Annotated in this window: 12 protein-coding genes; all 12 read right to left on the reverse strand. The window is 67.7% G+C overall.

Annotated features, from left to right (window positions below):
* Window positions 1–76: 76 nt before the first annotated feature.
* On the reverse strand, window positions 77–1639 hold the full coding sequence (locus OU996_RS18300; protein ID WP_267583022.1) for a GMC family oxidoreductase: 1563 nt from the start codon (window positions 1637–1639) through the stop codon (window positions 77–79).
* A gap of 39 nt (window positions 1640–1678) precedes the next feature.
* Window positions 1679–2176 carry a hypothetical protein gene (locus OU996_RS18305; RefSeq protein ID WP_267583023.1) on the reverse strand — a complete coding sequence of 166 codons (498 nt, stop codon included), beginning with the start codon at window positions 2174–2176 and terminating at the stop codon, window positions 1679–1681.
* A gap of 49 nt (window positions 2177–2225) precedes the next feature.
* On the reverse strand, window positions 2226–3173 hold the full coding sequence (locus tag OU996_RS18310) for an acetamidase/formamidase family protein (RefSeq protein WP_267583024.1): 948 nt from the start codon (window positions 3171–3173) through the stop codon (window positions 2226–2228).
* A 10-nt stretch (window positions 3174–3183) separates the two neighbouring features.
* On the reverse strand, window positions 3184–4020 hold the full coding sequence (locus OU996_RS18315) for a carbohydrate ABC transporter permease (protein WP_267583025.1): 837 nt from the start codon (window positions 4018–4020) through the stop codon (window positions 3184–3186).
* A gap of 211 nt (window positions 4021–4231) precedes the next feature.
* Window positions 4232–5170: a carbohydrate ABC transporter permease gene (locus OU996_RS18320; RefSeq protein WP_267583026.1), complete on the reverse strand. Its 939-nt coding sequence runs from the start codon at window positions 5168–5170 to the stop codon at window positions 4232–4234.
* Between the two features lie 131 nt (window positions 5171–5301).
* The gene (locus OU996_RS18325; protein ID WP_267583027.1) at window positions 5302–6699 is read right to left on the reverse strand and encodes an ABC transporter substrate-binding protein; all 1398 of its coding nucleotides are present in this window, start codon (window positions 6697–6699) and stop codon (window positions 5302–5304) included.
* Between the two features lie 39 nt (window positions 6700–6738).
* Window positions 6739–7887: an ABC transporter ATP-binding protein gene (locus OU996_RS18330; RefSeq protein ID WP_267583028.1), complete on the reverse strand. Its 1149-nt coding sequence runs from the start codon at window positions 7885–7887 to the stop codon at window positions 6739–6741.
* Window positions 7884–8981, reverse strand: coding sequence for an ABC transporter ATP-binding protein (locus OU996_RS18335; RefSeq protein ID WP_267583029.1), 1098 nt, complete (start codon window positions 8979–8981; stop codon window positions 7884–7886). The genes OU996_RS18330 and OU996_RS18335 overlap by 4 nt, the downstream gene beginning before the upstream one ends.
* A gap of 181 nt (window positions 8982–9162) precedes the next feature.
* On the reverse strand, window positions 9163–9858 hold the full coding sequence (gene cofC / locus OU996_RS18340) for a 2-phospho-L-lactate guanylyltransferase (RefSeq protein WP_267583030.1): 696 nt from the start codon (window positions 9856–9858) through the stop codon (window positions 9163–9165).
* The gene (cofD, locus tag OU996_RS18345; protein WP_267583031.1) at window positions 9855–10802 is read right to left on the reverse strand and encodes a 2-phospho-L-lactate transferase; all 948 of its coding nucleotides are present in this window, start codon (window positions 10800–10802) and stop codon (window positions 9855–9857) included. The genes cofC and cofD overlap by 4 nt, the downstream gene beginning before the upstream one ends.
* Window positions 10799–11551, reverse strand: coding sequence for a coenzyme F420-0:L-glutamate ligase (gene cofE / locus OU996_RS18350; protein ID WP_267583032.1), 753 nt, complete (start codon window positions 11549–11551; stop codon window positions 10799–10801). The genes cofD and cofE overlap by 4 nt, the downstream gene beginning before the upstream one ends.
* A gap of 6 nt (window positions 11552–11557) precedes the next feature.
* Entirely contained in the window at window positions 11558–12559 is a 1002-nt protein-coding gene (fgd, locus tag OU996_RS18355) for a glucose-6-phosphate dehydrogenase (coenzyme-F420) (RefSeq protein ID WP_267583033.1), read from the reverse strand.
* Between the last annotated feature and the right edge of the window lie 101 nt (window positions 12560–12660).

Raw genomic sequence — 12660 nt, forward strand, 5'->3', positions numbered from 1 at the left:
CAGATGGCGACGCCGGGACATGGTGGGTGACATGCCGTCGCGGCATTGGCGAAAGGTCAGGCGGACCGCCCTGCCCTCACAGCTCCCCGGCGGCCATCTGCCTGGCCATGAAGTCGGCCTGCCGGATAGCCAGCGCCACGATGGTCAGCGTCGGGTTGCAGGCGCCGCCGGTGGCGAAGTTCGAGCCGTCGGCGATGAACAGGTTCGGCACCTCCCACGCCCGGCAGTTGCCGTCGAGCACACCGTCCTCGGCCTTCCCCGCCATGCGGTTGGAGCCGAGATTGTGGCTCGCCGGATAGGCCGGCGCCTCGACCGAGCGCTTGGCCCCGGCGGCCTTGTGGATCGAGGTCAGCACCTTGTAGCCGTGGCTGCGCATCTTCAGGTCGTTCGGGTGGTCGTCATAATGGATGTTGGCGACCGGCACGCCATAGGCGTCGAGCTCATCGGTCAGCGTCACCCGGTTGTCGGCCTGCGGCATGTCCTCGCCGGACATGAAGATGCCGGCCATGTTGGCGTATTGCTCGATCACCCCGGCGAAGTCGCGGCCCCACCAGCCCGGCTCCATGAAGGCGGCGGTGGTCGGCAATCCCATCGAGTTCATCTCGATATAGAAGCCGCCGGCATAGCCGCGCGACGGATCGTGGCGCACGAAATCGTCGATCATGCCGCCCATGATCTCGCCGCGATGCATGTGGACCGGCTTGTCGAAGGTCGACCACACCGTCTGGATGAGATGGCGCAGATAGTGCCGGCCGACATGGCCATAGCCATTGGCGAGACCGTCGGGGAAACGCGCGCTCTTGGAATGAAGCAGCAGGCGCGAGGATTCCACGCAATTGCCGGCGAGCACCACCGCGCGCGCCTTCTGCCGGTGGGTGACACCCTGCGCATCGACATAGAGCACGGCCGACGCCTTGCCGGCCGCGTCATGCTCGATGAACACGGCGCGGGACTGGGCGCGCAGTTCCAGCTTGCCGGTGGCGAGGCCCTTGGGGATCTCGACATTCAGCGTCGACCAGCGCGAGCCGGTCTTGTCGCCGGTGATGGTGAAACCGTCCTGAATGGTCGCCGGACGGCCATCATAGGGGACGGTGTTGATGGCGTGGCGGCCGGTGGTGACGTTGAGCCCCAGCGCGGTGGCGCCGGCATGCATCACCTTGAAATTGTTGTTCGCCGGCAGGGCGGGCAAGCCATTGGTGCGGGTGACGCCCATCTTGGCTTCGGCAAGATCGTAATAGGGGTTCAGATCGTCCAGCGTGATCGGCCAGTCGATCAGCGTGGTGCCGGGAATATCGCCATAAACGGTCTTGGCGCGTAATTCGTCGGCGATGAAGCGGTAGCAGCAGGCCGACCAGTGCGTGGTCGTGCCGCCGACCACCTGGCAGCTCCAGCTCGGGGTCAGCGGATGGTCCTTGGCGACGCGCCAGGTGCCGGACGAAGTGCGCTTGTCGAGCCAGGACAGCATCTCGTAGCCGCCCCATTCGTCATTGACGAAATCCTCAGTGGTGAGGTGCTTGCCGGCTTCCAGCAGCACCACATCGATGCCGCGCCGGGCAAGCTCATGGGCGAGCGTGCCGCCGCCGGCGCCCGAACCGATGATGACGACGACGCCATCGTCGTCGAGGGAATAGGCGGTCATGGGGGTCACTCCGGGAAACGGGAAAGGGCTGCCGAGGGATCAGACGCCAGCGGGCGGATCGGGCAGCCAGTCGAGATCGTTGAAGCCACGGTTGACGTAGCCGCCGAGATGGACCGAGGCGCCCTCATAGCCAAAGGCCTGCCACACCTCGACATCGTCATAGAGAAAGCGCACGGCCGAGCGCTGGACGAGCCGGAACGGCTGCGTCGCCTCTAGCGTCTTCAGCACCTGCACGCGGTAGCCTTCCGACAGCTCGCGGAACGGCAGCGGCAGGGCGCTGTCGGCGCTGTCGATGAACTCGGCGAAGATCTGCGCGATGCCGGGCGCCTTGGCCGCCATGGCATCGAAATGGAACACGGTGCGGCGGTAGATGCGCTCGGGCAGCCCGTCATGCGGGTAGAGCGTGCGCACCACCGCAACCAGCGTCTCCGCCGCCTGGGCGTCGAACAGCGAGAGCGCGCCGACCCAGCTTTCATCCTCCGGCAAGGCGACGGGCGGGGGCAGCTTCGGGTCTTTATGGGCCGTGATAGCGGACATCGGATGGCTCCGAACTTCAACGTTTCGAGGAAGGCTCAGCGGCAGGCTCCTACCGCACTGGCAGGTACTTTTTCGGCAGCACGCAGTGGATGCCCTTGTTGAGATCGACCGTCTGCGTCACCCGCAGATCGGCGCAGAGCGAGCACAGCGTGTAGGCGTCCTGCGCGGAGAGGTCGGAATGCTCGCGGATCAGCGCGATCATGTCGCGCAGCGCCTGCTTGGCGGCGTCGTCAAGATCGGGATCGAAGCCCATGGTGATCCAGTCCGCCGGCGTCTCGGCGCGCGGTGTGATGAGCTTCATGTCCTTGCGCAGATGGAACTCGAAGGTGCCGGTGAGCGCGGTCTCCAGCGCCGTGAGGCACACCTCGCCATCGCCCTGCCGGCCATGGCCGTCGCCGACCGAGAACAGCGCGCCTTCGGTGAACACCGGGAAATAGGTGATGGAGCCGACGCCGAGCTCCTTATTGTCCATGTTGCCGCCGAAGACGCGCGGCTCGGTGGAGGAGAGCCGGCCCCAGTTCGGCGCGGGGGCGACGCCGAAATTGCCGAAGAACGGTTCGAGCGGCAGTTCCTGGCCCCAGGGCATCACCGCGACGCCACGCGCGGCGTCCACGGGAATGTGCAGGCGGCGCAGGTTCGGGAAATCCTCCGGCAGCGTGCCCCAGAACGGCATCTGGATGTTCCAGCCCCAGTCGGCGCGGAACTCGATCGCCTTCAGCCGCACCTCCAGCACGTCGCCCGGCTCGGCGCCGTCGACATAGATCGGGCCGGTCAGCATATGCGGGCCGGGGCCGCGGAAGGTCGCGGCGAAGACCTCCGCCTGTCCGGGCACGGGGGTGAAGCCGAGCGCCGGGTCGGGCATGTCCTCGGGCTCGCCGGAGAGCGTGTCGATCACCACCGTGTCGCCCGACTTGATGGTGAGCACGGGCCTGAGGCTCGCGTCCCACTGGCCCCAGTTCACCGTGCCGGGCTGGGCCGGGAGATAATGATCCGCCATCAGCTGCTCCTCACCCCTTGACCGCGCCGAGCGTGAGCCCGCGCACGATGTGACGTTGCAAGACGAAGACCACCGCGAGGACGGGGAGCAGCGCGGTCATGCCGACCACCGCCATCTCGCCCCAGCGCACGCCCTGGCTGGTGATCAGCTTGGGGATCGACACCGGCAGCGTCTGCATCGCCTTGCCGCCGAGCATGAAGGCGAACAGGAACTCGTTCCACGCGAAGATGAAGCACAGCACCGCGGTCGCCACGATGCCGTTGCGCAGCAGCGGGAACACCACGCGGCGGAAGATCTGCAGCCGCGACCAGCCCTCCAGCGCCGCCGCCTCCTCCAGCTCCACCGGCAGGTCGCGGCAGAAGGAGCGCAGCACCCAGATGTAGAAGGACAGGTTGAAAGTCATGTAGGCGAGCGTCAGGCCGGTGAAGGTGTCGAGCAGGCCGACCTTGGCGAAGATCAGATAGAACGGGATGACCAGACACACGGGCGGAGCCATGCGCGAGCCGAGGATGAACAGGAACAGATCGTCCTTGCCGCGCATCTCGAAGCGGGCAAAGGCATAGGCCGCCGGGGTGCCGATGATGACGACGAGCGCGGTGGAGACCGAGCACAGCGCGAACGACGTCAGCAGATACCAGTGGAAGCCCTGGTCGAGCACATAGCTGAAATGCTCGAGCGTCGGGGTGAATAGCCACTGCGTCGGGCGCGCGAACATGGCGTCGTTCGGCTTCACCATCATCGTCGCCATCCAGAAGATGGGGAACAGGACGATGAGGGCGTAGATCACGGTCACGCCGGTCCAGAACCAGCCTTTGGAGCCTTCGGGGCGGTCGGTGGCTTCGGCCATGTCAGGCACTCCTTCCGGGCAAGCGGGCGAGATGGCGGGACCCGGCCCGCGCGACGTCATGGCCGGGCTTGGCCCGGCCATCCACGCCTTGCGACGGCGCGCATCTGGCCAACCTGCATCGGGCAAAGTCGTGGATGCCCGGCCCAAGGCCGGGCATGACGGTGATCCGGGGAGAGAGATCGGCAACGAGCGAGCAGCGCATTCCCATCCCTCAGAAGGCGTTCAGGCGCTTCTTGGCGATCTGGTAGAAGACCGAGCAGAAGGCGAAGAAGGCGATCCAGACCAGCACGGCGAGCGCCGAGGCTTCGCCGATGTTCCAGAACTCGAAGGTCATCTTGTTGGCGAGGATGGAGGGCGTCTCGGTGGTAATGCCCGGCCCGCCGCCGGTCAGGATGTAGATCGTGTCGAACACCTTGAAGGCGTCGATGAAGCGCAGCAGGCCGATGACCGCGAGCAGCGGCGTCATCATCGGCAGGGTGATGTGGGCGAACATCTGCAGCGGGCCCGCCCCGTCCACCGCCGCGGCGCGATAGGGGCCCAGCGGCAGCGCCTGAAGGCCGGCGAAGAAGGCCAGCATCATGAAGGGCGTCCACTGCCAGATATCGACGAAGATCAGCGCGTAGAGCGCGTAGTCGGGCGAGGCGAAGACCGAGGTGCCCGGCAAGATGTCGAACCGCTCCAGCACGTTGTAGGACAGGAAGCCCCACGAGCCGGCGAGCATGATCTTCCACAACAGGCCGACCACGATGGGCGCCATCATCGCCGGCATGAACAGGAGCGGGATGAGGATGGAGCGCCCGCGCACATTCTGGTTCAGCACCAGCGCGCCGATGAGGCCGAGCATGAACTCGATGGGCACAGCGATGAAAACGAAGGTCGCGGCGATGCCGATGGAGTTCCAGAAGCGCGGATCGGTCAGCAGCACGGCGTAATTGTCGACGCCGATGAAGTCGGTCACCCGGCCGAACTTGGCGGCGTGGAAGCTCAGATAGATCGTGTAGAGGAACGGCACCAGCGAGACCACGACCAGCATCAGCATGGACGGGGCGATCAGCAGGTAGGGATACCAGCTGCGCTCGCGCGGCAGCGGTGCCGGCGCTTGCGTGGCCGTGATGGTGTCACCGGCGCTCGCCATGATGGGCATTTCCATGGGTTTAGGTGTCCGTATCCCCTCTCCCCGCCGGGGAGAGGGTTAGGGTGAGGGGGTGAACGGTCGGGCACGAAAGAAGACCCCTCACCCCATCCCTCTCCCCGACGGGGAGAGGGTGAAGAGAAGTCAGCTCACAGCAGGCACTTGGTGCAGAGCTTGAGCAGCTCGGCCTGGCCCTTCTTGGCGCCCGCCTCGGGGGAGAGCTTGCCGAGGCCGACTTCCTGCGCGATGCCGCTCATCACGTCGTAGATCTCGTAGAATTTCGGCATCTTCGGCTTGGCCGCCGCCACATCGAGCGTCGACTTCATCGCCGCATAGAGCGTCTTGTTGGCCGCGCCGGTGATGGCCGGGAGCGCCCAGGAGCTCTCGCGGATCGGAACGCCGCCCTCGCCCAGAGCGATCAGCTTGTCCTGCTGCTTCCGGTCGGCCAGCCACTGCAGGAAGATGAAGGTGGGCTCGGGGTTCTTCGAGGCGGCGCTGATGACGGTGACCGACGGCTCGGCTTCGGCGAAACGCTCCTTGGAGCCGGCCTTGATCGGGATCGGGCCATAGACGAACTGGCCCGCGTAAGGCGACACGCCCTTCTTGTCGATGCCGAGCACGAAGTCCGACCAGGCGATGGACTGCGCGGCGATGCCATTGCCCATCACGGTCGGCACGTCGACCAGCGAATATTCGGCGATGCCGGGCGGGGCATAGGTCCACAGCTCGTGCCACATCTTCAGCGCGGCGACGGTTTCGGGCGAGTCGAAGTTCGGCTTGCCCTCGGCGTCGATCAGGTTGCCGCCATAGTTCTTGACGAAGTTGTTCCACAGCGTCGGGAAGGTCGAGCCACCCTTGATGCCTTCGAGCACGATGCCGTAGAAATCGCTCTCCAGCGTCTTGCCGGCGAGCTTTTCGCCCTTCTTGCGGGTGAAGAACTGTGCGATGTCGCGCATCTGCTCGATCGTCGTGGCGGGCGCGAGATCATAGCCATACTTGGCCTTGAACGCGGCCTGTTCCTCCGGGTTGGTCAGGAGGTCGGCGCGGGCCCAGTAGACCTGATTATAGTTCCAGTTGATGAAGGAATACTGCTTGTCGCCGACAAAGGCCGCCGTCTTGAACGGGTTCTGGATGAAGTCCGAGGTGGCGAGCTTGGGGTTGGACAGCTTCGGGTTGGCGACGAAATCGTTGAGCGGGCGGATCACGCCGGCCGAGATCATCGGGCCGAGCTGGAAGCCGTGCAGCATGATCGCGTCATAATAGCCGCGGCCCGACAGCATGTCGGCCTGGCCCTTGTTGATGACCTCGAAATGGTTGAGCAGCTCCCACTCAACCTTGATCCCGGTCTCCTTCTCGAAGTCCGGGATGATCTTGGAGAGCGTCTCCTGCAGCGGCGTGATCTCGTCGAGCACGTGGATGGTCACGCCCTTATAGGGCTTGGCCGCCTCGGCGTAGAAACTGTCCTGCGCGTGGGCCGGCGCCAGCGGTGCCAGCAGCACCATGGAAGCCGCCAAGGCGGCGGCGAAACACCCGTATCGTCTCTTCATCGCACTTTCCCTCTGGTTGGTCGTATCTCAGCGGCTCGTTCAGGTGCCGGGCAGCGCGCGCCCCGTCGTCCCGTCGAAGAGCGCGAGGCCCTCCGACGGCAAAACCAGTCCCACCTTCCGGCCGATGCCCGCATCCGCGCCGAGCGCGGCGGCGTTCGCCATGCTCGTCTTGGCCTTGGCGAGCAGCGCGCCGAGGTCGAGCGTGACGATGGCGTGCTTGCCGAAAGGTTCGTTGGAATAGATCTCGGCCACCGCTGTGCCGGCCGCGCCCTCGGGGGCGACGCCGACATCGTCCGGCCGCACGCCGAGGATGACGGCGGACGAGGTGGCCTTCTGCGCCGCGCCGGCCAGCGCGCCGGTGAGCGGCACGGTGAGGTCGCGGCGCCGGAAGACCAGCGCGCCGGCCTCGTGCACCAACTCGCCCTCGATGAGGTTCATCGGCGGGTCGCCGAGCAGGCGGGCGACGCGGGCGCTGGCCGGGCGCTGCCAGATCTCCTCGGGCGTGCCGACCTGCTCGACGCGGCCCTGATCCATCACCACCACCCGGTCACCGACCGAGAGCGCTTCCATGCCGTCCGGCGTCGCCCACAGGCTGGGCGAGGTCTGCGAGGCGAGGCGGCGGCGGATTTCCCCGCGCAGCTTGTGGCGCAGCTTGGCGTCGAGATGGGAGATCGGCTCGTCGAGGATCAGCAGGTCCGGCTGCTGCACCAGCGCGCGGGCCAGCGCCACGCGCTGCTTCTGCCCGCCCGATAGCGCGCCCGGAAGCCGCGCGCCGAGATGGCGGATTTCCAGAAGCTCCAGCACCTCGTCGACGCGCTTGGTGGCCTCCGCCGCATCAAGACGGTCGCCCGGCGCCTGCAAGGGCGAGAGCGCGTTGTCGCGCACGCTGAGGTGCGGATAAAGCGCATAGGATTCGAACATCAGCGCCACCCGGCGCTGCTGCGGGGGAACGCCCGCGAGGTCGCGCCCGGCAAGCGTGACGCTCCCGGCATCCGGCCGCTCCAGCCCGGCGAGGATGCGGCAGAAGGTGGATTTGCCGGCGCCCGAGGGGCCGGTGATGGCGATGAGTTCGCCCGGCGCGATGTCGATGTCGAGGCCAGCAAGGGCGGTGATGACCTCGGCTTTACCCTTGGCGAAGCTCTTGAAGATGCCGCGCGCGGCAAGGCCCATCTGGGGAGCCGGGCTCATGACAGCGCCTCCCGGTTGCGCCCGCTGGCGGCGTCGAAGATCAGGAGGCGCGCCACGTCGATGCCGAGCGTCACACGGTCACCCGCCCGCCACGGGGCCGGACCGGCGATCTCGGCGATCAGCGTGCCGCCAGGGCCGGTCTCGCTCTCCAGCGCGACGGTGAGCACGTCGGCATCGCCGCGCGGCTCGCGGTAGATGATGCGCCCGCGCGCCTCGCCGGGCAGGTCGGGCGCGCGCAGCGCGATGTTCTCCGGGCGGATGCCGGCGATGATGGCGCCCTCCCCGGCAACCGCCGGCAGGCGGGCCGCGTCGAGCGTCGCCGCCCAGCCGGCGCCGATGACACGGCCGCCCTCGGCGAAAGCGGCGCTCATCAGGTTCATCGGCGGCTCGCCAATGAAGTTGGCGACGAAGAGATTGGCCGGGCGCTCATAAAGCTCCTGCGGAGGGCCGACCTGCTGGAGCACGCCATGGTTCATCACCGCCACGCGGTCGGCCATGGCGATGGCCTCGGTCTGGTCATGGGTGACGAGGATGGAGGTGACCTGCCGCAGCTTCTGCAGCCGCTTGATCTCGGCGCGCAGCTGCACCTTCTGGTCGGCGTCGAGATGCGACAGAGGCTCGTCGAACAGGATGACGTCGGGGTCGCGCACCAAGGCGCGGCCGATGGAGACGCGCTGCATGGCGCCGCCGGAAAGCCCGCGCACCGGCTGGTCGGCCATCTGCCGCAGGCCGAGAAGCTGGAGCACCTCGCCGATGCGCTCGGCCGCCGGCTGGCCGGAGATGCCGCGCACCTTCAGCGGGAAGGCGACGTTCTCCCACACCGTCATGTTCGGATAGAGCGCGTAGTCCTCGAACACCATGGCGATGTTGCGCTCGCCGGGCGCGAGGCGGGAGACCGGGCGCTCGCCGAAATAGATCTCGCCGGACGACACGCTCTCAATGCCGGCCGCCATTTTCAGCGTGGTGCTCTTGCCGCAGCCGGAGGGGCCGAGCAGCGCGAGCATTTCGCCGGCCGCGCAGGCGAGGTCGAGCCGGCTCACCGCCTCCACCTCTCCGTAACGCTTGAAGACCGACACGAAAGCGATTGACGACATCCGGCACTCCGCAAGGGCGATACCGGAAGGTCAATTCAATCTCCGTGCCAAGTGTGCTGGTGTTGCAGCACACTGGATAACAAGAGCCGATCTTTCTTTGGCGCTGGATAATTATGCCCAGAAAAGCAGCGCCCTAACGACCCCTGCCGCCTTTCGCGCCATGCACGCTGCGCGGCTGGCCTTACCGGGCAGCGGGGCGCGCAAATTCCTCCCGCGCCAGCAGGCGGCGTGTATGGCCGTCGGCCAGCAGCGCGTCGAGGGCGGCGAGGTCGCAGGGCTGGTCGATATCGCGCGCGAGGCCGGGAAAATCCGCCGGGGCGTGATGGCGTAGCGTCAGACGAGCTTCCCCCGCATTGGCCTGATGCATGGCGAAGCTCAGCGGGCCGAAGGAGAAGGGCATGGCATCCGGCGGGGTGACGAGCAGCGCGTTGGTGCCGCCGCTATCATGGGCGGGCACGAGGCTGACCGCCCGCCCCGGCGGGTGGGCCGCGACCAGCCGGTCGATCTCCGCCGCACGGAGGCCGGGAATGTCGGAGGGCAGGATCAGCATCCCCCCGCGCCGTTCCGCCGCCAGCCAGCCGGCGGCTTCCGCCACCGCCGGGTTCAGCCCGCGCACCCGCCGCTCGAACATCAGCCGCGCGCCATAATCCTGCGCGAGGACACCGGCCTGCGGGTCGGCGGTGACGACGACGATGGCGGCGAGCCCCTTCGCGCCGGTCAGCGCCTCCAGCACGTCGCACAGCATGGCGCGGGCCAGCGCCTCGCGCTGCGCCGGCAGCAGCGTGCGGGCAAGGCGCTGCTTGGCGAGGGCGAATGTCTTTACCGGCACGACCGCGACGAGGTCGTCCACCGCGCGCGATCTCGCGGGGGCGCTCATGCGCCGGGCCGCGCCTGTGCCAGCACAATGCGGGCGAGCGCGATTTTATCATCGAGGCTGCGCATCAGCGTCGGGGTGCTGACCACGGAAAGGCCGGGCACCTCAAGCCCCGCATCGGCCTCGTCGACGATGAAGATGTCGATCAGCCCGTCATAATGGGCGGCGACGGTGGCGGCCGAGGGCACGAGACCGAGCTCGGTCATCATCTTGGCGGTCGGTCCCTTCACCGCCTGGCCGGCGATGATCGGCGAGACCGCGATCACCGGCACGCGGCAGGCGCCGATGGCGGCGCGCAGGCCCGGCACGGCGAGGATGGGATCGACGCTGAGATAGGGGTTGGACGGGCAGATGACGATGGCGACGAGTTCCGGGTCGGCCAGCGCCGCCTCCGCCGCCGGGGCGAGCGTGGCGGCGGGCGCGCCAGCGAATTCGAGCCCCACCACGCGCGGGCGGCATTGATGGCGGACGAAATAATGCTGGAAGTCGTACCAGCCCTCCTCGGTCTCGACCTGCGTGCGCACCGGAGCGTCGCTCATGGGTATGATGGCCGCGCTTATGCCCAGCGTGCGGCGCAGATCGTCCGTCACCTCCGACAGCGTCGCGCCCGCCTCCAGCCGGCGGGTGCGCTCGACATGAACCGCGAGGTCGCCATCGCCGAGCCTGAACCAGGTCTCGCCGCCGAGCTGTTCCAGCGCCGCCATGAAGGTCCAGGTCTCGTCCCGCCGGCCCCAGCCGCGCACGGGATCGTCGAGGCCGGCCAGCGTGTAGAGCAGCGTGTCGATGTCAGGCGAGACATGCAGGCCGAGATGGCGGAAATCATCGCCCGTATTGGCGATCACGGTGAGCTGGCCGGGCGCCAGCACGCGGTCGAGCCCCAGCGCGAGCTTCGCCCCGCCTATGCCGCCGGACAGCGCGACGACCTTGCCGGCAAAAGCGTCCGTCATCGGAAGAGATCCTCGCTCTCGGGGCGGATGAGATCAGCGGCGGGGTTCTCCGCCGCGCGCCAGTCCAGCCCGCGCAGCAGCACAGCGGGACGGGCCTCGGCGGCGGGGCCCATCAGCAGCGAGGCGCTGGCGGCGATCTCGTCGGCGAAGGCGATCATCGTCACCTGAAGCGGGCGGCCGTAAAGATCCGCCTCGCCGCGCCGGTCGACCAGCGCCGGCAGGCCGGCGGCGCCGATGGCGACCCCCGTGGTGCCGCGCCGCCAGGGCCGGCCGAAACTGTCATTGATGACGACCCCGACGCGCGCGCCCTCCGGCGCGAGGCGGGCGCGCAGCCGGGCGGCGCTGGCGTCCGGGTCTTCCGGCAGCAGCAGCGCGAAACCTTCCGCGACATTGGACTGGTCGATGCCGGCATTGGCCATGATCAGCCCGAGCCGGTGCTCGACGATCAGCACATGCGGCCGGGCGCGGACGATGCGCCGGCTCTCCGACAGGATCAGCTCGACCAGCGCGGGATCCTTGCGCACCTCCGCCGCCACCCGCAGCGCCTCAGGCGAGGGGATGACGTCGGCGAGGCGGACGAGACGCCCTTCGGCCTTGGAGACGATCTTCTGCGCGAGCACCAGCACGTCGCCGTCGCCAAGCGCGAGGCCGCTACGCTCAAGCGATGCGGCGAGCAGCCCGCCGAGATCGTCGCCCGGCTGGATCAGCGGCAGGCCTTCCAGCGCAACGAGGTGGACGCCCGCCGCCATGGGGCCTCAGGCCAGCGCGCGCAGGCGCGGCAGCACCTGTTCGGCATAAAGCCGCAGGAAGCGCGACTGGTCCTCGCCCGGCGCGTGGAAGACGAGATGGTTGAAACCGAGATCGAGATAGGGGCGGATGCGCGCCACATGCTCCTCCGGGTCGTCGGAGACGATCCAGCGCTTCGCCGCCCGCGCCAGCGGCAGGGCGTCGGCGAGCTTTTCCATCTCCAGCGGGTCTTCCGTGCTCATCTTCTCCTCCGGCGACAGGCCGAGCGCCGCCCAGTGGCGGGTGTCCTGCAAGGCGCGGGCCTTGTCGGTGTCGAAGGAGACCTTCATCTCGATCATCCGCGCGTAACCCTCGCCCGAGCGCCCCGCCGCTTCAAGGCCGGCGGCGACGTTGGGGAGCAGGGTTTCGGAATAGAGATCCCATGCCTTGCCCGAGGTGCAGATGAAACCGTCGCCGACCCGGCCAGCGAACTTCGCCACCATCGGCCCGGCGCCAGCGACATAGATCGGCACGGGCACCTCCGGCCGGTCATAGATGGTGGCGCGCTCGGTGCGGTAGAACTCGCCCTCGAAGGTGACGCGCTCGCCGCTCCACAATTCCTTGATCAACCGCACCGCCTCGCGCAGCCGGGCGAAGCGCTCCTTCATTTCCGGCCAGGGCGCGCCGGTAGCTGGCACCTCGTTGAGCGATTCACCCGAGCCGACACCCAGGATGACACGGCCGGGAAAAAGCTGGCCGAGCGTGCCGAAGGCCTGCGCCACCATAGAGGGGTGATGGCGGAAGGTGGGAGTGAGCACGCTGGTGCCCATGAGGATGCGCGAGGTGGAGGCGCCCACCGCCCCCATCCACGGAAAGGCCGCCGGGGCATGGCCGCCGGTGTGGCGCCAGGGCTGGAAATGATCGCTGACGAAGACGGAATCGAAGCCGCAGGCTTCCGCCTCCACCGCGAAATTCAACAATGTGCGCGAGTCGAACTGTTCCGCCGACGCCTTGTAGCCAAGCCTGAGCACCGTGCCGCCTCCCTTAGGACGGGGAATGATAGAGTGATCTTGTGTTGCAGCACAATACCGACAAAAATGTTTTTAGATCAGTGATCTAGTTTCGCACCACG

It is taken from the genome of Ancylobacter sp. SL191 (assembly GCF_026625645.1).
Lineage (GTDB): Bacteria > Pseudomonadota > Alphaproteobacteria > Rhizobiales > Xanthobacteraceae > Ancylobacter.